This is a genomic window from Nocardia sp. CNS-044, from assembly GCF_059570515.1.
The window spans coordinates 530,562-550,214 of record NZ_JCANSX010000007.1 but is presented as its reverse complement, the minus strand read 5'-3'; the positions used below and the strand labels follow the sequence as shown (position 1 = coordinate 550,214).

Annotated in this window: 17 protein-coding genes; 6 read left to right on the top strand and 11 right to left on the bottom strand. The window is 68.9% G+C overall.

From position 1 onward, the window contains the following. The first annotated feature begins 7 nt into the window (after positions 1–7). Positions 8–928 carry a UbiA prenyltransferase family protein gene (locus T333_RS17270; protein WP_496425082.1) on the top strand — a complete coding sequence of 307 codons (921 nt, stop codon included), beginning with the start codon at positions 8–10 and terminating at the stop codon, positions 926–928. On the opposite strand, the gene T333_RS17265 is transcribed toward T333_RS17270, so the two are convergent. Next, complete coding sequence (locus T333_RS17265) at positions 886–2,250, bottom strand: methyltransferase (RefSeq protein ID WP_496425081.1); 1,365 nt, start codon at positions 2,248–2,250, stop codon at positions 886–888. The genes T333_RS17270 and T333_RS17265 overlap by 43 nt on opposite strands. A gap of 95 nt (positions 2,251–2,345) precedes the next feature. Next, complete coding sequence (locus T333_RS17260; RefSeq protein ID WP_496425080.1) at positions 2,346–4,931, bottom strand: cytochrome P450; 2,586 nt, start codon at positions 4,929–4,931, stop codon at positions 2,346–2,348. A 65-nt stretch (positions 4,932–4,996) separates the two neighbouring features. Here T333_RS17260 and T333_RS17255 point away from each other — a divergent pair, with 65 nt between their 5' ends. Together T333_RS17255 and T333_RS17250 are read left to right on the top strand one after the other, a co-directional pair. After that, the gene (locus tag T333_RS17255; protein ID WP_496425079.1) at positions 4,997–6,277 is read left to right on the top strand and encodes a glycosyltransferase; all 1,281 of its coding nucleotides are present in this window, start codon (positions 4,997–4,999) and stop codon (positions 6,275–6,277) included. A 49-nt stretch (positions 6,278–6,326) separates the two neighbouring features. Next, positions 6,327–7,082, top strand: a complete 756-nt coding sequence (locus T333_RS17250) for an ABC transporter permease (protein ID WP_355000825.1) — start codon at positions 6,327–6,329, stop codon at positions 7,080–7,082. A 1-nt stretch (position 7,083) separates the two neighbouring features. On the opposite strand, the gene T333_RS17245 is transcribed toward T333_RS17250, so the two are convergent. From T333_RS17245 to ligD, 7 genes are all read right to left on the bottom strand, one after another. Next, on the bottom strand, positions 7,084–7,845 hold the full coding sequence (locus T333_RS17245) for a MerR family transcriptional regulator (RefSeq protein WP_355000824.1): 762 nt from the start codon (positions 7,843–7,845) through the stop codon (positions 7,084–7,086). 135 nt (positions 7,846–7,980) lie between these two features. Then, positions 7,981–9,489 carry a flavin-containing monooxygenase gene (locus T333_RS17240; RefSeq protein ID WP_496425078.1) on the bottom strand — a complete coding sequence of 503 codons (1,509 nt, stop codon included), beginning with the start codon at positions 9,487–9,489 and terminating at the stop codon, positions 7,981–7,983. 8 nt (positions 9,490–9,497) lie between these two features. Continuing rightward, positions 9,498–10,427 carry a ferritin-like domain-containing protein gene (locus tag T333_RS17235; protein ID WP_496425077.1) on the bottom strand — a complete coding sequence of 310 codons (930 nt, stop codon included), beginning with the start codon at positions 10,425–10,427 and terminating at the stop codon, positions 9,498–9,500. A 1-nt stretch (position 10,428) separates the two neighbouring features. Then, positions 10,429–11,328: an SDR family NAD(P)-dependent oxidoreductase gene (locus T333_RS17230; RefSeq protein WP_496425076.1), complete on the bottom strand. Its 900-nt coding sequence runs from the start codon at positions 11,326–11,328 to the stop codon at positions 10,429–10,431. Between the two features lie 2 nt (positions 11,329–11,330). Further along, complete coding sequence (locus T333_RS17225; RefSeq protein WP_496425075.1) at positions 11,331–12,317, bottom strand: alpha/beta hydrolase; 987 nt, start codon at positions 12,315–12,317, stop codon at positions 11,331–11,333. A gap of 168 nt (positions 12,318–12,485) precedes the next feature. Continuing rightward, a complete protein-coding gene (locus T333_RS17220) occupies positions 12,486–13,427 on the bottom strand; it encodes a D-isomer specific 2-hydroxyacid dehydrogenase family protein (RefSeq protein ID WP_496425074.1) in 942 nt (313 codons plus the stop codon). A gap of 196 nt (positions 13,428–13,623) precedes the next feature. After that, positions 13,624–14,586, bottom strand: coding sequence for a non-homologous end-joining DNA ligase (gene ligD, locus T333_RS17215; protein WP_496425073.1), 963 nt, complete (start codon positions 14,584–14,586; stop codon positions 13,624–13,626). Positions 14,587–14,682: 96 nt separating this feature from the next. Here ligD and T333_RS17210 point away from each other — a divergent pair, with 96 nt between their 5' ends. Both T333_RS17210 and T333_RS17205 read left to right on the top strand, forming a co-directional pair. Continuing rightward, a complete protein-coding gene (locus T333_RS17210) occupies positions 14,683–14,934 on the top strand; it encodes a DUF6364 family protein (RefSeq protein ID WP_355000819.1) in 252 nt (83 codons plus the stop codon). After that, positions 14,931–15,239: a hypothetical protein gene (locus tag T333_RS17205; RefSeq protein WP_355000818.1), complete on the top strand. Its 309-nt coding sequence runs from the start codon at positions 14,931–14,933 to the stop codon at positions 15,237–15,239. The genes T333_RS17210 and T333_RS17205 overlap by 4 nt, the downstream gene beginning before the upstream one ends. 256 nt (positions 15,240–15,495) lie before the next feature. Here T333_RS17205 and T333_RS17200 read toward each other — a convergent pair whose 3' ends face one another. Together T333_RS17200 and T333_RS17195 are read right to left on the bottom strand one after the other, a co-directional pair. After that, positions 15,496–17,628 (bottom strand): RecQ family ATP-dependent DNA helicase, encoded by a 2,133-nt coding sequence (locus T333_RS17200; RefSeq protein ID WP_496425072.1) that lies wholly within the window; start codon positions 17,626–17,628, stop codon positions 15,496–15,498. 295 nt (positions 17,629–17,923) lie between these two features. Then, positions 17,924–19,147, bottom strand: a complete 1,224-nt coding sequence (locus tag T333_RS17195; protein WP_496425071.1) for an RtcB family protein — start codon at positions 19,145–19,147, stop codon at positions 17,924–17,926. Between the two features lie 342 nt (positions 19,148–19,489). On the opposite strand from T333_RS17195, the gene T333_RS17190 reads away from it, so the two are divergent. Next, positions 19,490–19,642: a GNAT family N-acetyltransferase gene (locus T333_RS17190; protein ID WP_496425070.1), complete on the top strand. Its 153-nt coding sequence runs from the start codon at positions 19,490–19,492 to the stop codon at positions 19,640–19,642. The last annotated feature ends 11 nt before the right edge of the window (positions 19,643–19,653 follow it).

The window sequence follows — 19,653 nt, the reverse complement described above, 5'->3', positions numbered from 1 at the left end:
AAGCGACGTGCGGTCCCCGAGCCCGCTCGGCTCCGCGCGGCGCGTCGCGCGCTTCACCGCCGTCATGTACAAGCCGCACTACCTGCTGTACGGCGTCCTCTTCGTGCTCGCCCTCGAGGGCACGGCCGCCCGTGTGTCCCAACCGGATACACCGTGGCGGCCGGGCTGGGGCACCATCCTGCGCATCGTCGTCGTGGCCTTCGTTCTGCTGTATCTGCGGATGGTCGACGAGCAGAAGGACTTGGACTACGACCGCGTCCACAACCCGGACCGGCCGCTGGTGACCGGCGCGGTGAGCGCGGGCGAACTGCGCGCGGCCATGGGCGTGATCGCGGTGGGGGCGATCGGCGCGAGCCTGGCTCTGTCGGTGTCCTCCGCCGTGGCGATCGCGGCGGTGTTGGCGTACGGGGTGTTCCTGTGGGCCTTGGAGCGGCGCTCGGCCGCGGTGCGCGACGACATTCTGCTCAATCTCGTTGTCACGTACCCGGTTCAGCTGCTGGTGGCCGCGTATGTCCTCGTCTCGGCCAGGGATACCGGGGAGGTCGCCGCCGGATGGCAGACCGGGGCTGTCGTCGCGATCTTCGCGGGCGCGTTCCTGCACTTCGAGTTCGCGCGAAAGACCGCGCGGGAAGAGCGTCCGGCGCACCTCTATTCGAATCAGCTGGGCGTCGCGGGCAGTGTGGCCGCGATTCTCGGTTTCGCCGCGCTCGCCGTGGCGGTCGAACTCGCGCTGGCCCAGCCCTGGGAGTTCAGCGGAGCGCGAGCCGCGGTCGCGTGGATACCCCTGGTGCTTTTGCTGATTCCGGCGTACGGAGAGTGGCGGTTCCTGCGATCGGACGAACCCGAGCACCCGGTCCTGCCCGCGGTCGCATTCGTTCTCGCCCTCTACCTCGCGCTCATCGCGCAGGCATTGCTCTGCGTCACCTGACAGGTCACGCACCGTAGCGCCGGATGAAGTCCTGATCGGGGTCGAAGGCGGGTAGGGCGTGGTCGGATGCGCTCGGGCCGACGTGGATCTCCTCGATGTGTGTGACGGGCTCCGGCGGCAGCTGCCGCCAGTGCGCGCGCGGGTCCTCGGCGCGATCGGCTTCGTCGTGTGCCATGGCGTCCCCCTCCTGAAGCGTCACCTCGAAGGCTACCGTTCGGCCGGGCACGCTTCGAGGATGTTGTCGGGAGACACCGTCGGAACGACGCGCAGCAGGGTGAATCCGTTGCGCGCCAAAAGATCTCGGTACTCCGACTCGGTGCGCTCGCGTCCGCCCGCGTTGACCAGCATCTCGATGTCGATGTACTTACCGGGGTGCGGCCGATCGTGTTCGGGCAGTACCAGTCGACCAGCAACAGCCGGGAGTCCCGAGGCATGGCGGCGCGCAAGGTGCGCAGGATGCGGCCCGCATCGTCCTCCGGCCAGTCGTGGATGATGTGCTTGAGCAGGTAGGCGTCCCCGCCTTCCGGCACGGCCTCGAAGAACGACCCGGCCGTCACGGAGCAGCGATCGGTCACGCCGCGCTCGGCCAGGTACGGCGCGGCGTCCGCGACCACCTCGGGCAGATCGAACAGGACGCCGCGGGAGCGCGGTGCGCGGCGCAGGATCTCGGCGAGCAGACTGCCGTGGCCGCCGCCGATGTCGACGACGGTGTCGTAGCGCGCGAAATCGTGTGCGGCCAAGAGCGGTTCGAGCGCGAGCGTGCTGATGCTGGTCATCGCGTTGTCGAACAGCTCGCCGAGCTCGCGGTCGGTCTGCACGTAGTCGAAGAACGGCATGCCGTTCAGCGCCGGGCCGACCGGCAGGCCGGTGCGCACCGCGTCGGTGAGATGCGACCAGTGCCCGCGGTGCTGGGCGGATCCGAAGAACAGGAACGCGTCGCGCAGCGAGACCGGGGCGTCCCGGCGCAGCGCCCGCGCCTGCGGGGTGAGCCGGTAGGCGCCGTCGCGCCGCCTGGCGAAGATGCCGTGGCTGATCAGCAGTCGCAACAGCCGGTGCAGCGCGTCCTCGTCGGCGCTCACCGCGGCGGCCAGCTCCGCGCCCTGCCGTGGACCGCGGGCGAGCTCGTCGGCGATGCCGAGTTCGGCGGCCGTCGCGATGGCCTGCGCCAGCCAGCCGGAGGTCATCATCTCCATCAGCGCGATATGGCCGGGAACCAGTTTTCGGTGCAGCACCGCCAGCGCGCCGCGAAAGCGATCGACCGCGCGCAGGAGGGGGAGTGGCGGCATCATGGGTCGTCCGGAGGCCATGGCGGTCCATTCCATCGGTCGGTGGTCGGCACACACTTGTCGAGCAGGGTACGTCGCCTGCCCGGTCGCGCGATGGAAAAGCGCTGGTAGATGACCGGAAACGACGCCGTTCACCGGTGGTTCAGGACCACCGGAAGCTTGGCGGGCGATGGCACGAAATCGAGGGTGGCCGGCCGCACCCGGTACCTCGGGTCCGGTTCCGGCCGCCAGCGGGCGAACAGCGCCGCCGTCGCGAGGGTGATCGTCATGACGGCGAAGTTGTTGCCGGGGCAGCGCCGCGCTCCCACGCCGAACGGCAGGATCGCCTTCTTGTCGATCTCCTCGACTCGCCCGGCGAACCACCGGTCCGGATCGAAGGTCTCCGGTGCGGGGTAGTAGCGCTCGGTGTGGTGCACCAGGTACGGGCTGTAGACCACCATCGCGCCGTCGGGCAGGGTGATGCCGCCGATGGTGACGGGGCCGTCCGCGGTCTGCGTGCTGACCCACGGTCCCCAGAACCGCAGGGTCTCCAGCACCACCAACCGCAAGTAGGGCAGTGCGACGAGGTGATCCGGCCGTACCTGTCCCGAGGCGACGAAATCATCCAGTTCCCTGCGTAGTTCGTCGCCGATATCTTGGTTTCGCATGGTCTCGTGCCAGACCCACGCCATGATCGAAGCCGTCGATCCGACGCCCGCCGCCAGCATCAGGATGAGCTCGTCGACGATCTCCTCGTCGGACAGCCGCACACCGGTGTCCGGATCGGTGTTCCGGACGAGGGCGGAGAGCACGTCGTGGAAATCCCGGTCGGCCCTGCGGTATTCGGTGACGACCGCGGAGATCTGCGCGCGCAACGCGGCGGACTTCGCGGCGAACCGGCGATTCGCGACCACCCGCAGCCGCCGTACGGATCGCGGCAGCGCGGCCCGCTGGATCACCTGACCCAGCAGCCATGGAACATTCTCGCGCACTTCGCGTTTCGCCTCCGCGCCGAAATCGGCGGTGAACAGGGTGGCCGAGATGATGTCCAGGACCAGCCGATGTGCTTCATCGACCAGATTCAGCGGACGGTTCGCGGGCAAGGCGTCGGCCCACGCATTGGCCAGATCCGCGGCCACGGCGGTGTACTCGGCCAGCCTGCGCTGGCGCAGCGCCGGGGCGATCATGCGACGGCGCAGCTCGTGCGGTGTCCCGCTGAGCACATTCGAAGCCCCGCGAATCACCTCGTGCATCGCTTCCCGCAACTCTTCGCGATGGAACGACCCGGCATCGCCGAAGCCGACTTCGCGGACGAGCTCGGGCGTGGTCAGAACGTAGGCCGGGCGCGGGCCGAGATAGATGCGCACGATCGGCCCGATCTCGGCCAGGGAGGCGACGAACGGCAGTGCGCCGCGCAGCGCGGCGAGGCTGTGGCCGAGCACCGGCAGCCTGCCCGGGGCGGTCGGGATGTCTGTGACACGCTCGTCGCCCCGTGCGGCCGTCAGCTCGGCGTACTCGGCGGTGACCTGCGCGATCAACCGGGATTGCCGCGCTGTGTCCGCATACTCGCGCAGGGCTTTCCGCATCGGGATCAGCTGCGCCGGATCGGCGGCCAGATCCCGCAGCGCCGCGGCGATCGAAGCGACCGAGGGGTCACGCGTGCGAATACCGCCGCCCGGCGGCACCGTCTCCGCGAGATCGGGGTCGCAGTACACCACGGGCAGTCCCATCGCCACGGCTTCCAGCAGCGCCATGCCTTGGGTGTCGAATCCCGAAGAGGGGAACAGTAATACGTCGTGCGCCGCCATCGCGGTGAGGCAGTCGAGCTGGGGCACGCCGCCGTGCAGGCGTATCCGATCCGCGAGGCCGCCCGCCGTGATCGCTGTCCGGGCGGCCGCCTCCTGATCGCCGCTTCCGTACACGTCCAGCGTGCAGCCCGGTGTTCGGCGGACGGCCTCGATCGCTTCCAGTAGCCGCTTCTCCGGTGACAAACGCGCGCACCACAGCACGCGCAGCGGAGTAGCCGCTTCCGGCATGAAATCTAATGCGGTACTGCGAGATTCGTCGGCGCCGGCAGCCGCTGCGGCGCGCGCCATGTCGAGTAGTTCGTCATCGATGCCGTTGGAGATGACCCGAATCGGGCGGTCCAGCCCGTGCGCGCGGAAGCGGTCGGCGAAGTGTTCGGTGGGCACGATCACCCGATCGGCGGCGCGCGCGTGGTTCACCATCGTGTGCCACGCCTGCCGGGCGGCGCGCGATTCTCCCTTGTGCGGCACCGTCTTCCGGTGCGGAACGAAGCGCCCGTGCAGCAGACGCACGGCGAGCGCGGATAGGTACGGTGTCGGCGAGGTGTGCTGGATGAACGCGTCGTCGCGACTGTGCACCGTCTGCACGACCGGAATGCCGTGGCGGCGCGCGGCGCGCAGCCCGGCGATCGCGACGCCGTAGGTGGTCTGCACGTGCACGATGTCGATCGGGCCGCGGTCGGCGAAGGCCGCGTCGATTCGCCGGGTGTTGTCCGGCGTCGGCAGCACCATCGCGAATCCGTTCACCCGCACGCCCGCGAGTGCCGAAAGGACCACGAGGTCCGGGTCGGGTTCGGTAGATTCCGGCGTGGGTGCGGCGAACACCGTGACCCGGTGACCAGCCCGTTCCAGGCCGCGCCGCAAGGCGTTCACCGAAGTCTGGATCCCGCCGAGAGTGGCGGGATGGAAGTCGGTGAACAACGCGACGTGCATGGCCACCACCGTACGGACGCAGGAGGTCCGATGAGGGTAAATCGCGCCGAGCGGGAGGCGACGGCATGAAGGTGGCGATACCGCTGACCGGCACCCGCGGTGATGTGCAGCCCGCGGTGGCGCTCGGTCTCGAACTGCGCCGCCGCGGCCACGAGGTGACCGTCGGCGCACCGCCCAATCTGGTCGACTTCACCGCCCGCGCCGGACTGACCGCGACACCGTGCGGTCCGGACGTGCAACAGCTGTACGCCTCCGACGAGGGCCAGCGGGCGCTGGCCGCGGGCAGCAGTTTCCGTCTGATGCAGCTGGTCGGCAAGCAAATGGCCGACTACGCCGAGCGGATGAACCGCGAGGTCGTCGAGGTCTGCCGGGACGCCGATGTCATCGTCTCCACGTTGCTCACCGAGGATCGGGCCGCGTCGGTCGCCGAGGCGATGGGGGTGCCGATGGTGACCATGCACGGTTTTCCCGGCCGCAAGAACGGGGCGTATCCGTTCCCCGGCGCGCTGCCGCCGCACTGGCGTCCGCCCGCCGCGATCAACCGCGCCACCTGGGCGCTGGCCGAGAACCTGCGTCGCGTGGTGTTCCTGCGCTACCTCAACCAGTTGCGCCGCGAACTCGGTCTGCCCAGGTCGGCGACGAGCCCGGCCGCGATGCTCGAACGCCGCGGCGTGCCGGAGGTGCAGATCTACGATCGCGCGCTGGTGCCCGGTCTTGCCGAGGAGTGGGGTGAGCGCAGGCCGCTGGTCGGTTTCCTGCCGCTCGAGCGGTCGGCGCGCGAGGCGATCGGTGAACTCGCCGCCGACCACAGTGCGGTGCTGGACTGGATCGCGGAAGGTGAGCCGCCGGTGTACTTCGGATTCGGCAGTATGCCCATCCGGGACACGCACGCGGTGCTGGCCATCGTCGAGCAGGTGTGCGGACGGCTCGGCAGGCGCGGTCTGGTCAGCGCGGGGTGGAGCGATCTGGACGCCGCGAAAGCCGAGACCGGTCCGAACGTGCGGGTCGTCGGACCGCTCGCGCACGACATCGTCTTCCCGCTGTGCGCCGCGGCCGTGCACCACGGCGGGATCGGCACCACCTTCGAGAGTCTGCGCGCGGGCTTGCCGACGCTGGTCTGCTCGGTGTCGTTCGATCAGCCGATGTGGGGCGGGCAGGTCGAGCGGCTCGGGGTCGGCGCGCACGTGCCGTTCCAGCGGCTGGACGCGGAGAGGTTGACCGAGGGCGTGCGCACGTTGCTCGCGCCGGAGACGGGTCAGCGGGCGAAAAGCCTCGCGGTGCAACTGCATTCGAGCTCGGACGCGACCCGGCGCACGGCCGATATCGTCGAGCGGGCGGCGGAATGATCCGGCACTCGTTCCGCCCGCTGCCGAGCCGCGCCACAGCACGGGACTGATGAGGCGGGTCGGCGCGGCCGTCGCGGATTCCGTCGTCATGTTCCGGCGCGCGGCGCGGCGCACCGTACGCGGCCGCGACACCCTGGTGATCTCGCTGGCGCTGCCGATCCTGATCATGCTGCTGTTCGTGTATGTGTTCGGCGGAGCGATCCGGGTCGGCATGCCCTACCTGGACTATGTGCTGCCGGGAATCATCCTGCTGTGCACGGGTTTCGGCGCGTCCATCACCGCGACAGCCATCTCGGCGGACATGGTCTCGGGAGCGGTGGAGAGGTTTCGGACGCTCCCCGCCTTCCGGCAGGCACTTCTCGCTGGGCACGCGGGGGAAGGGGTCGTCCGGAATCTCGCCGCCGTCGGCATCGTACTGCTGATCGCTTTCGCGCTCGGATTTCGTTCCAGCGCGGGACTGTTCGACTGGATGGCGGCGCTCGGGGTGATCGCGCTGTTCGTGCACGCGGTCACCTGGATCGCGGTCGCGCTCGGCGTAGTGGCGAAAAGTCCAGAGGCGGCGGGCGGTTTCACCTACGCGGTGATGTTCGTTCCCTACATCAGCAGCGCCTTCGTCCCGATCGACACCATGCCGAGCTGGTTGCGCGGGTTCGCCGAGAACCAGCCCGCCACGCCCGTGATCGGCACCGTGCGGGCTCTCCTCACGACCGGCGGAGGTGGGCAGGCCGTCGCCGCCGTGCTATGGTGTCTCGGGCTGACGCTTCTCGGATATGTCTGCGCCGCAGCCCTTTACGCGCGGCGCTGAGTCAGGCGCCTTTGCCGGTGCGCTTGGCTTCCCGCTCGGCGGCGGTGGCGAGGTAGTCGCCGAGCTCGCGGCGCAGCGTCACATCGAGCGAACGGGCCAGCGTGGCGTGCACCGAAGTGGTGGCAAGCTCCCGCATCTTGTTCAACATCGTTGTGGTCTCCGCGATTTCGGAGCTCGTCTGCGGCAGCCAGCCCGGGCCGTGCTCGTCGATGATGTGCTGCTTGGCGGCGGTGATCATGATGTGGGTGATGTCGTCGATCCGGTCGGCGACCTTGGCGTAGATCTCGATGAGCGTGCGCAGCTCCAGGCCGTACTCGTGCAGCTCGGCGAACGAGGCCAGCAGGTGGGTGTCGGTGAACACCACTGTCTCGCCCTCGACGCGGACCAGCTTCATCTCGGTCAACCGGTCGACGAGGTCGGCGGCCTCGGCGCCGAGCAGCGTGTCGATCAGTTCGCGCGGCACCTCGAAGGTCTCGGCCTTGGCCCACGACGCGGTGACGGCGTGTTGCAGCCCGAGCACCTCGGTCAGGTCCTTGCCGGTCTCCCAGCTGGTGATGAAGTCGGCGATGTGCGCGGTGGTGAAACCGCGCTGCAACAGCGCGTCGATCAGCCGCAACCGGTCCAGGTGCGCCTCGCCGTAGATGCTCGCCCGGCCGTCCTTGCCGATCGGCGGCGGCAGCAGGCCCCGCTCCTGGTACGCGCGCACGTTGCGGGTGGTGGTGCCCGCCGCGCGGGCCAGATCGTCGATCCGATACTCGGCCACCGCGCTCACCTCCTCGCCCGCCGCGGCGCATCGGACGGCCGCGACCTTGATCGTCGAAAGACCGAGTCTATCGAGACGAGCCCGGCGGCACCGGTGTGGGCGCGCGCCGGACTCGTGTCGTTGCGGCGGGTCGACTCAGGAGACCGCCGCGATCCGCGCCGCCCGCGTGCCCGCGTCGGCCGACACCACGTGGTAGTCCTCGAGCCGCAGGCTGCGCAACTGGTTGACGTACTGCGTCGCGAAGCCGGGATACATGGTGGCGTTGAAACCGTCATCGGTCAGATACCAGCTGTGGCAGCCCGAATTCCAGGTGGTCCCGGTGAGCCTGCGCTGGATGGTCTCGTTGTACCGGTCCTGGCGATCCCTGCGGACGTCGAGCATGCGCAGGTCGTGGTCCAGGATGGTGCCGATCGCCCGGACCAGGTAGTCGATCTGGGCTTCCATGTACACCAGCGCCGAGTTGTGGCCAGGTCCGGAGTTCGGCCCGAAGGTGAAGAACAGATTCGGATAGCCCGACACGGCGACGCTCTTGTACGCGAACGCGCCGCGCGACCACTCCTCGGCGAGCACCCGGCCGTCGCGGCCGACGATCGGAATCGGAGTCCCGGCCTTGGACACCTCGAACCCGGTCGCGAACACGATGCAATCCGCTTGGTGCTCAACACCTTCCGCGGTGCGGATACCGTGCGGCGCGAGGCGCGCGATCGGCCAGGTGATCAGTTTGCAGTTGTCGCGATGCAATGCCGGGTAGTAGTCGTCGGTCATCAGCAGGCGCTTGCACCCGGCGCGGAAGTCCGGCGTGAGCTGGCGGCGGAGCCAGGGATCGCGCACCTGCCGGTGCAGCTGGGCCCGCCCGACCAGCTCGACGACGCGGGTCAGCGGGGTGTTCCACACGACGCCGAGCGCCACCGACTCGTGCCCGTAGAACCACGCGCGCCTGGCCAGCGACTCCGCCGCGGGCACGTGCCGGTAGAGACTCTTCGTGAGCGGGTTGGTCCGCCGGTTCACCCGGGGCAGCACCCATCCCGGCGTACGCTGGAACACCTTGACCGAGGCGGCCTTCTCGACCAGCTCGGGAATGATCTGCACCGCGCTCGCGCCGGTGCCGATCACCGCGACCCGCTTGCCGGTGAAGTCGTAGTCGTGATCCCAACGGGCACTGTGGATCTTGTGCCCCTCGTAGGTCTCGATGCCGCGGATGTCGGGGAAGCCCGCGTTGGCCAGGGGGCCGGAGGCGAGCACCACGGTGCGCGCCCGCACCGGCGCGACGTTGCCCTCGATCGCTATGTCCCAGAGCCCCGCGTCCTCGTCGAACGCGATTCCGGCCACGGTGCAACCGAATCGGACGTGCGGGCGCAGCCGATACCGCGCCGCCATCGACTCGATGTAGCCGAGTATCTCCGCGCTGCCCGAATAGGTCTGCGACCAGTTCGGATTGGGGGCGAAGCTGTAGGAGTAGAGCCGCGACGGAATGTCGCATGCGGCACCGGGATAGGTGTTGTCGCGCCAAGTGCCGCCGAGCGCGGTGCTGCGCTCCAGGATGGCGAAGTTCTCGATGCCGTGCTGTTTCAACCGGATCGCAGCGCCGATACCGGCGAAGCCGCCGCCGATCACCGCGACGTCGAGCGTCTGTGCGTTGGTCATGTCGTCCCTCATGCCGCGGGTTCGTAGGTGATTTCCTTGGCCCAGCTCGGGTCCTTGCGCAGCAACCGCTTCGGCACCCGCGCGGTGATCTTGACCAGGGCGTCGGCCAGCAGGTGGTAGGGATGGTCGCGGTCGACCACCCATCCGCCGTGCATCTTCACGATCTGATACATCGGCAGCCTGCGCGCGAAATCGCTGCGCTCGCCGACATTGCGGTAGCGCTCGAGCGCCTTGTAGAGCTTGTTCTCGTCCACGCCCATCGCGACGATGTTGTCGCGCATCTTGTTCAGCAGCGGCACATAGCTCAGCACGCCGATCAGGAAGGTCGGCTTGACCCAGCCGCCGACCAGCTCGATGAGCAGCTTGCGCATCTCGGCGTGGCCGAGCAGATCCATGACCGCGAAATCGACCGCCAGATGCCGGGATTCGTCGGCGTTGATCCGCTTGAACGCCTCCTGGCAGACCGGATCGTCGATCTCGTCCATGATGAACTTCACCAGCGCGCCGTCCAGCGCCACCTCGAGCATCGGGATCACGGTGCCGAGGAAGGACAGCGACATGTCGTCGGAGTACTTGTCCAGGAAGTCGATGACGAGCTTGACGTTCACGTTCGGCTGCGGGATCTCGTCGCCCTCCAGCATGCCCCAGCGGCGCATCAGCGCCAGTTCGGCGTTGGCGTGCTTCTGTTCCTCGGCGTGGAAGTAGCGGTAGATCTCGCGCAGGGTCTCGGTGGGCGCCTTCTTGGCCATGGCGGCGAAACCGCGCGCGCCGACGTTCTCGATCCACATCAGGTCGGCCATGAAGGGCTTGAGGCGGGCGTGCAGTTCCGGGGTGATGGTCTCGGCGCCGGGGGCGTCCCAGTCGATGTCGGCAAGGGCCCACTGGCGGTCCTTGATCTTGCGGAGCATGTCCTCGAAGTCCATCGCGATGGCGGCCATGTCAGACTCCTGTTCTGTCGGTGACCGCTGGGCGGTCCGGTGTGGTCGAATCGTCTTGCGGCAGGAGCCGTTCCAGCAGGCCGAGGACGAAGGTGTACTGCGCGGGGAAGTAGCGCTTGAGGCGCCAGATCAGGTGCGCGTCGAGTTGCGGCAGGACGTAGAGGCTGCCGCGGTCGTTGGCGTCGAGGGTGACGCGTGCGACGTGTTCCGGGGTGAAACCGGTCCAGCGCATGAGGGTTTCGGCCAACTTCATGGACTGCGCGGTGATGCGACCGTCCTTGGCCACGTTGGTCTTGACGAAGGTCGGGCACAGCACGGTGACCGCGACTCCGCTGCCGCCGAGCTCGGCGGCCATGGTCTCGGACAGCGAGAGCACCGCCGCCTTGGAGGTGTTGTAGACGGCCATGGACGGCGCGGCCGCGAAACCGGCCGCCGAGGCGACGTTGATGATGCCGCCGCGACCCGCCTCCCGCAGCATCGGGGTGAAGATCTCGCAGCCGTGCACCACGCCCCACAGGTTGATGCCGAGCGCCCACTCCCAGTCGGCGAAACCGATGGCCCCCACGGGCTTTCCGCCGATGCCGACACCGGCGTTGTTGATCACCAGCGAGACCGGCTCGTCGAAGACGGACTCGGCGAAACGGGCGAGGACCTCCACGTCCGCGCGCCGGGAGACATCGCAGCGGAAGGCGTGCGCCGCGCCGGGCCGGGTGCGCTCGATGAGGGCGACCGTCTCCTCGGCGCGCGCCTGGTCGATATCGGCGCAGATCACCCGACCGCCACGAGCCGCGATTTCGACCGCGAAGGCGCGACCGATGCCGCTGCCAGCGCCGGTCACCACGGCGCGCGCGCCGTGACTGCGGCGCGCTCGAAGACTCAGCGGCACAATTCTTTCCAACATTCTCAGCTCACCTGTTCCACATCGGTGCGCGCGGCCAATGCCGCGCCGAGGAATTCCGCGGCCCGGCGCAGCGCCAGGTCGGCCTCCGGAACCAACCGGGGCAGCGCCTGGAAGACGTGCACCTGGCCCGGCCAGATCTCCAGCTCGCACGCGCTGCCCGCGGCGCGCACCATCTCGTGCAGTCGCCGGGCGTCCGCGCTGAGCATCTCGGCGCCACCGGCTTGCACCAGGATCGGCGGCAACTCGATGCCCGAGGGCACCGTGAGCCGCAGTCGCGGTGTGTCGGCGGGTAGGCCGCGGGTGTATTGGCGGGGGAGTCGAGCGGCGGCGCGTGCGGAGATGACCGGATCGCGTTTGCGCCGTTCCTGTTCCGCGGCGAGCGTCAGAGTGAGGTCGAGCAGCGGGGAGAACATCGCCACGGCGGCCGGTTGCGACACCGATCGAGTCCCGTTCTGCACCAGGAGATCCAGAGCGAGATGCCCGCCCGCCGAATCACAGGCGACGGCGATGTCTTTCGCCGCGAAGCCGTGCGTCAACAGCCAGTCGTAGCCAGCGGCCACGTCGTCGGCCGCGGCGGGGAAGCGGTGCTCGGGCGCGAGTCGGTAGTCGGTGAGGAATACCGGCAGACCGGTCTCGCGGGAGAGCCGCGCGGCGAGCCCGCGATGCGTCCGCGCCGAACACAGCACGTACCCGCTGCCGTGGATGTAGTAGATCGCCCGCTTCCCGAACTCGACACCGTCGGCCCGCACCCACTCGCCCCGCACCGCACCCGCGCGGACCCGGCTGACAGTCGTGCCGGATAGCGGTGGCCCACCGGCCGCCATGATGGTCGCGATCAGCTTGCGCGCGAACCAGATACCCGGCGTGTTCAGCGGAATCGCGCAGTTCAGCGGCCGCAATCCGTACTCGGCGGCCGCGGCGGCAAGCCCGGCGCGCAGCGAGGGCGCGGCGGGTACGCCGGGGACCGAGGTCTTCGTTGACCTTGTCATGGAGTTAAGGATCATCTTGTAATGTGCCATTTGTCAATGGCGAATTGGGAACACTGGTGTCACGGTGCGGTGGCTTCAGGTCCGAGGCAGTGCCGTGCATGTGTGGCAGCGCCATGTCGGGAGCCTCAGTAACCGCCCGGGGGCGTTCGGCCGCGGGCGGCGGCGAGCTCAGTAGCCGCGCGCGGGATCGATCGAGGCCAGCAGTGGTCGTCCCTCGACGAAGCGGACGACGTTCGCCTCGACGTGGTCGGCGAAGGCCGCGAACCGCAACTGCGGTGGGTTCGAATCATGCGGCGTCACAATCGCATTCGGCAGGACCCAGAGTGGATGTCCGTCGGGGAGTGGCTCCGGGTCGGTGACGTCGAGTCCGGCGCCGCCGATCGCGCCGGAGGCGAGCGCCGCGACCAGCGCGTCGGTGTCGACCAGGCTGCCACGGGCCACGTTGATCACCCACGAGGAGGGCTTCAGCCGAGCCAGGACGTCGGCGCTGATCAGGTGCTGGGTGTCGGCGGTCGCGGGCGCGGCTACCACCACGTGATCGGTGCGCGGCCACACCTTGGACACTTGTTCGGCGGAGATCGTCTCGACGGTCGGTGGAATGCCGGGGCCGGTGACCGGTCGTCCGGACCGATTCACCGCGATGATGTGCGCGCCGAGCGGCACCAGCATCGGGATGAGCGCGCGACCGATGCCGCCCGCGCCGACGATGGTGACCGTCTTGCCGCGCAGGGTGCCGACGTGCGGGAAGAAGTCTTGCTGTCGCCAGCTGCCCGCGCGCAGGTGTTCGGGCAGATAGCGCACACCGGCAAGCAGCATCATCAGCGCGTGCTCGGCTACGCTCGCGGCGAAAGCGCCTGCGGCGGAGGTGAAAAGGACATTCGGATGACGGGCGATCAGACCTCCGGTGAACCAGTCCTCGACGCCCGCCGCGGGCAGCTGCACCCACTCGATGGTGCCGGGCAGCTCCTCGGGAAACTCGCCGGGGCCGCCCGCCCAGATCAGCGCCCTGGCATCGGCGAGGTCGCTCAGCGTCGCGCCACCTTCGGTGACCGCCTTCTCCAGCAAGGTCGGCGCGGGCTGGGTGGGGCCGATCGCGATCGGTACTGCCATCTCATTCACGACTGCGCCTCGCTGACGCTCGGCTCCGTCGTGCGCGAGGGCACGCTGTGTCGTCGGTTCGCTCGCCGGCGCTCACCCATGATCGCGGACCTCCTTCACCCGGTACCGGCGGCCCGCGCGCGGACCGACTGCTCGCCACCGCGACGTTAGCACCAGGGAAGCTATGAGCACGCCCGTCCGCGAATCCCTACGAGTCGTCCTCCGGCGGGTCCGCTTCGATCCGGTCCCGGTCGGCCCATTCGAGCAGTGGGTCGATGGCGAACACGGCGTCGTCGATCCCGGCGTGCAGATCGCCCAACTCGGCGTAGCGAGACGGCACGGTCTTCATGGTGAAGTCGCGTGGGTCGATGTCGGGGATCTCGTCCCAGCGGACCGGGGTGGAGACGGTCGCTTCCGGCACGCCGCGCACCGAGTAGGCCGCGGCGATGGTGTGATCGCGTGCGTTCTGGTTGTAGTCGACGAACAGCAGGTTCGGATCGCGATCACGGCGCCACCAGGTGGTGGTGACGTCGTCGGGCGCCCGGCGCTCCACCTCGTGCGCGAAAGCCAGTGCGGCCCTTCGCACATCGGCGAAGCCCCACTCCGGCGCGATCCGCACGTACACGTGCAGACCCTTGCCGCCGGAGGTCTTGGGCCAGCCGACGGCGCCGAGTTCGTCGAGCACCTCGTGCACAACCCCCGCTACCCGCTGCACCCGCGACCACGGACAGTCCGGCATCGGGTCCAGGTCGATGCGCCACTCGTCGGGGCGTTCGGTGTCGGCGCGACGGGAGTTCCACGGGTGGAACTCGACCGTCGACATCTGCACTCCCCAGATCACGTCGGCCAACTCCCGCACGCACAGTTCGTCGGCGTGGCGGCCATAGCGCGGGAAGAAGACCCGGACCGTTGGAATCCACTCTGGCGCGCCCTGCGGCAAGCGCTTCTGATGCACCTTGTCGCCGGCCAGCCCCTTGGGGAAGCGGTGCAGCATGCAAGGGCGGTCGCGCAGCGCGTTGACGATGCCGTCGCCGACGCTCAGGTAGTACTGCACGAGGTCGAGCTTGGTCGCGCCGGTCTCGGGGAAGTAGACCCGATCCGGGTTCGAGATTCGCACCGTATGGTCGCCGACGTCCAGCTCGACGGCGGGTGTCGCGGACTTGCTGGCCACGGTGCGAGCTTAACGGGGCGGACCGGTCGCGGCTGGTCGAAAGCCCGCAGATCGCGGCGGTTCCGTGCGGTGCACCGTTCTGGTATGCATGAAGGTATGAGCAAGGCGACGCGCATCACGGTGACCCTGGATCCGCAGGTCGCCGAATGGGCCAAGCAGGCCGCCGAGCGCCAGAACCGCAGCCTCTCCTCCCTGATCAACGCCTCCCTGCGGACCGCTCTCGTGCACGAAAGCCTCACCAGCCTCCCCGTCGACGACGCCGCCGACCGCGCTGCCGCCCAAGACGAACTCGACCTCACCGAGTCCGCCGCCGCCGATGCCCGCCGCCGCTCCCGCGGTGCCGCATGAGGCGCGGCGAAATCTGGAGCTACGCACCGACCCTCAGCGACGGCACACCCTTCCCGCGCCGCAGCACAGTGGTGCTGGTCTCCGACCCGGCCGTCATCACCTCGCCGTACCGGTGGCTGCATGTGGTCCCGGTCATCGCTACCGATCCGGGGCACGTGCTGGGCGTCTACACCGAACACGGCTGGGCCGACGCGCTGGAACTGCATCGCGCGTACCGTCCGTGGCTCGCCGAAAAGCTGGGGAAATTGACGGCCGCGGAGACCGAGTCGCTGGATGCGAGTTTGCGGGCGACGTTGAGTTTGTAGGTGGTCGCGTGTAGCTGGTAGTCGGAGTTGCCCGCGCATGGCGGAACCTCTGGTACCGATGGCGAAATTCGGCGTGGTCGGTGGGTTTTGGCGCGCGGAAGCCTTTGGTGCCGACGGCGGGCTCCTCAACGTGGCCGGGGACTGTGGCACGCGTGGCGGAACATTCGGCGCGGGCGGCTTTCGGGGACGAGTTCCGGATGTTCGCGTGCGAGAAGGTGCGGTTTCCCCAGGTTGCCTCGAACGGTGCTGGGCGCGGTTACGTGACCGAAGCCAGGGCGAACGGAAGAACAGCAGGCGCTCCCGCGCGCCGTAGTGCGTGGGCGGCGAGTGTGAGCGTCCAGCCGGTATCGGTCAGGGCGTCGACCAAGAGCACCGGCCCGTCGAGCCCGGAAAGATCGGGCACGTCCCACGAGTCGTAGAGCCCCGCGACCCGGTGGGCGGAGTTGGCGGCCGAGACCGGCGGATGGCCGGGGCGGGTCGGGAGCGTACCGAGATCGCGCAGGCGTCCGATTTCGGCCAGGCGCGCGGCGAGGGTGGCGGTCAACACGGGGTGGCGGTCGGGGGCAAGTGCCATGACCGAGGTGGGGCGGGTGGACCAGTCCCAATCTCGCAGGACCGCGATGCAGGCGTCGAAGACGGTGTCGGGAACGGGGTCGTCGGGTGCGTCGAGAAGGGCGCGGAGGCGCTGGCCCCAGCCGAGATCGGTGAGCCTGCCGAGCACACGGCCGGTCTCCGGACCGTCGCTGATCTTGCCCGATAGCGGGATGCCGAGCTTGGCCATGCCGGTTGGCCACTGTTTGCGCGGCGCGAGGTCGAGGCCGGGACGGTCCAAGCGGGCGCGGGTGGCCGCGACGGCGTCGGCATCCACCGTGGCGTCCGGACGCGTGCCGGTGCAGTTGTCGCAGCGGCCGCAGCCCGGGGTTCGGCCGTCCAATGCGGGGAGGCCGGGGTCGTCGAGTTGGCGGCGCAGGAAGTTCATCCGGCAGCCGGTGGTCGACTGATAGTCCAGCATCGCCTGCTGTTCGACCTCGCGGGCGGCGGACAGACGTTCGTAGCGCTCGGTGTCGTAGACCCACGGCTCACCGGTGGCGATCCAGCCGCCGCGCACCCGGCGCACGGCGCCGTCCACGTCCAACACCTTGAGCACCATCTCCAGACGCGAACGGTTCAGCTCCACCAGCGGTTCGAGCGCGGCGGTCGAGAGCGCTCGGTCGTGGTCGAGGGCGTCGAGCACGCTGCGCACGATGTGCTCGCGCGGGAAGGCGACCGAGGCGAAATAGCTCCAGATCCGGGTGTCCTCCGGGCCGGGCAGCAGCACCACTTCGGCGCGCTCGGTGCCGCGACCGGCGCGACCCACCTGCTGGTAGTAGGCGATGGGCGAGGAAGGCGCGCCGACGTGCACCACGAACCCGAGATCGGGTTTGTCGAAGCCCATGCCCAGCGCGGAGGTCGCGACGAGCGCCTTCACCTCGTTGCGCAGCAGCGCCGATTCCAGCGCCTCGCGCTCGGCCGGATCGGTTCGACCGGTGTAGGCCGCGACGTTGTGGCCGTGCGAGTTCAGCACGTCGGCCAGATCATGGGCCGCGGCGACGGTGAGCGTGTAGACGATGCCGGAGCCGGGCAGCCGGGGCAAGTGACCGCTCAGCCAGGCCGTGCGTTCTACCGCGTCGTCGAAGCGCACCACCGACATGTGCAGCGATTCCCGGTCGAGGGTGCCGCGCAGGACGAGGGTATCGGTGCCGATCTGGGTCGCGACGTCGGTGACCACGCGGTCGTTGGCGGTCGCGGTGGTGGCGAGCACCGGCACATCCGAACCGAGGTCGGCGATGAGGGTGCGGATGCGGCGGTAGTCGGGGCGGAAATCATGGCCCCAGTCGGAGACGCAGTGCGCCTCGTCGATGACGACGAGGCCCGCGTCGGCGGCCAGCTTCGGCAGCACCTGATCGCGAAAGTCCGGGTTGTTCAGCCGTTCCGGGCTCACCAGCAGCACGTCGATCTCGCCACGGGCGACTCGCTCGTGGATCTCGTCCCATTCGGTGACATTGCCGGAATTGATGGTCGCCGCGACTACGCCGGCGCGCTCGGCCGCCGCCACCTGATTGCGCATCAGCGCCAGTAGCGGCGAGACGATCACCGTCGGACCCCTGCCCTCGGCGCGCAGCAGTTTCGCCGCGATGAAGTACACCGCCGACTTACCCCAACCGGTGCGCTGCACGACCAGAGCCCGGCGCCGGTGGACCGCAAGCGCCTCGATCGCGGTCCACTGATCCTCCCGTAGCCGCGCCTCTGCCCCCGCCAGCTCGCGCAACAGTGCTTCGGCCCGCTCCCGCAGGTCGGAAGTGGTGCCGTCGATCGCGAAACTCTCCTCGGCCGTGGTCACGCGCTCCATCGTGCCCCACCCCACCGACACCTTCCACGGCCCGCCCCTCCCCGGGAGACGGGACGGCGCCCGCCCGCCGCCCCGCCATCTGTGCGGCAGGCAGCCCGCCGTTCTTCGGACCGGGGGCCCGGGAGCAGGACGGCGCACCGCCCGCAGCGCTGCGGGTCGAGCGCCAGCCAGCCGCCCTTGGGCCAAGGGCTGCGGCATGCCGGTACATAGGACGGCGCATCACTCGCCGCGGGTTGTTCGTGCGGGAACCAGCACGCCGTTCTTCGGGTAGTTGCCGCGGCAGACCGGGCGACGGTCACCCCTTGACGCAGAGCACCTGACGCAGTGTCGCCACCACATCGACCAAGTCGCGCTGCGCGGCGATGACCTCATCGATGTCCTTGTAGGCGGCCGGGATCTCGTCCACGACACCGGCGTCCTTGCGGGACTCGACGCCCTCGGTCTGGGCGATCAGGTCCGCGACGGAGAACTGCTTCTTCGCCGCGGTCCGGCTCATCCGGCGACCCGCGCCGTGCGAGGCGGACTGGAACGAGTCGGGATTTCCCTTGCCTCGCACGACATACGAGCGCGTCCCCATCGAGCCCGGGATCAGCGCGAGATCACCTTCGCCCGCACGAACGGCGCCCTTGCGGGTTACCAGCATCGGCATGCCGTCGATGATCTCCTCCGCCACATAGTTGTGGTGGCACGAGATCGGGTCGTCGAAACGCACGGTGCGACCGGCGAATTCGTCGCGCACCGCACGACAGACCAGGGCCAGCATCACCGCGCGGTTGCGCGCCGCGTATTCCTGAGCCCACGTCAAGTCGTGGCGGTAGGCGTCCATTTCCGGAGTGCCGGAAAGGAATACCGCCAAGTCTCGGTCGGGCAGGCCCACGTTGTGCGGCAACGAACGCGCGACGCTCATATGCCGTTCCGCGAGTTCCTTGCCGATGTTGCGGCTACCGGAATGCAGCAGGATCCACACCGTATCGTCCTGATCCAGACACACTTCGATGAAGTGGTTGCCGCCACCCAAGGTGCCCATCTGCTTGTGCGCCTTGGACTCTCGCGCGAAGACACCCTTGTCGAGAGTGGTGAACGATCCCCAGAACCGATCCCATCCCGAACGCAACGTAGCGGTGCCCGCGCCGAAGGCCGAGGCCTCGGCGCCGATCTTGCCGACGTTGACCGGGTCGTCGTGCGCGTGGAAGCCCACCGGGACGGCGGCCTCGATCCGCGACCGCAGCGAATGCAAGTTGTCGGGCAGGTCGGCGGCGGTCAGGTCCGTCCGCACGCTCTCCATACCGCAGCCGATGTCGACGCCGACGGCCGCGGGCGCCACCGCGTTCTTCATCGCGATCACCGACCCGACCGTCGCCCCCTTCCCCAGATGCACATCCGGCATCACGCGCACTCCGTGCACCCACTCGAGTTGCGCGATGTTCCGCAGCTGCCGCAACGCGGCAGGCTCGATATCGTGCTCGTTGGCCCACATCAGCGTCTGCGCTCGGGTACCGCGCAGCTCGACGGGAAACATCGGTCTACCTTCTTTCTCTCTCGATGATTCCACCGTAAAGACTGGTTGACCGCTCCGCACTCGATTAAAACGCGCCGTCACCGGGCATCGACGCACCCGAGCGAGCGCCGGCGACCGGCAGCAACCGGGACCGATGTCGAGCGAGTCGATGCCGCCACTTCGTCGCCGGACCTACCCTGGATCGCAGGATGCCGTTCGGCGTAGGGGGATGACCTGTTCGGGAAGCTGCGACGCCTGTACCAGCGCTATGGGAATACCTGCAACGTCCTGCTGACCGATATCACCTGCCCATCGGCGTCACGCTGGCCACCTCGGGCAGCGGAGACCTCGCGACTATTATCGGTGCATTCCACCGGGGACCAAGAGGTCGCCGAATTGCACTGGCTCGCCGTGGACACCGGATGGCGCGGTCACGGCATCGGCAACGCCTTGGTACGCGCTGCCTGCGGCTTCGCGATTTCACCCGGGTATGTCCGAATGACTTCGCGTACCTAGGATTTCCGTGT

Bases quoted from the DNA above. Each gene is read 5' to 3' on its own strand.
- T333_RS17195 (WP_496425071.1), bottom strand. From the start codon at position 19,147: ATGTTTCCCGTCGAGCTGCGCGGTACCCGAGCGCAGACGCTGATGTGG.
- T333_RS17265 (WP_496425081.1), bottom strand. From the start codon at position 2,250: ATGGAATGGACCGCCATGGCCTCCGGACGACCCATGATGCCGCCACTC.
- T333_RS17260 (WP_496425080.1), bottom strand. From the start codon at position 4,931: ATGCACGTCGCGTTGTTCACCGACTTCCATCCCGCCACTCTCGGCGGG.
- T333_RS17230 (WP_496425076.1), bottom strand. From the start codon at position 11,328: ATGTTGGAAAGAATTGTGCCGCTGAGTCTTCGAGCGCGCCGCAGTCAC.
- T333_RS17250 (WP_355000825.1), top strand. From the start codon at position 6,327: ATGAGGCGGGTCGGCGCGGCCGTCGCGGATTCCGTCGTCATGTTCCGG.
- T333_RS17240 (WP_496425078.1), bottom strand. From the start codon at position 9,489: ATGACCAACGCACAGACGCTCGACGTCGCGGTGATCGGCGGCGGCTTC.
- T333_RS17255 (WP_496425079.1), top strand. From the start codon at position 4,997: ATGAAGGTGGCGATACCGCTGACCGGCACCCGCGGTGATGTGCAGCCC.
- T333_RS17205 (WP_355000818.1), top strand. From the start codon at position 14,931: ATGAGGCGCGGCGAAATCTGGAGCTACGCACCGACCCTCAGCGACGGC.
- T333_RS17220 (WP_496425074.1), bottom strand. From the start codon at position 13,427: ATGGCAGTACCGATCGCGATCGGCCCCACCCAGCCCGCGCCGACCTTG.
- T333_RS17200 (WP_496425072.1), bottom strand. From the start codon at position 17,628: ATGGAGCGCGTGACCACGGCCGAGGAGAGTTTCGCGATCGACGGCACC.
- T333_RS17225 (WP_496425075.1), bottom strand. From the start codon at position 12,317: ATGACAAGGTCAACGAAGACCTCGGTCCCCGGCGTACCCGCCGCGCCC.
- T333_RS17210 (WP_355000819.1), top strand. From the start codon at position 14,683: ATGAGCAAGGCGACGCGCATCACGGTGACCCTGGATCCGCAGGTCGCC.
- T333_RS17235 (WP_496425077.1), bottom strand. From the start codon at position 10,427: ATGGCCGCCATCGCGATGGACTTCGAGGACATGCTCCGCAAGATCAAG.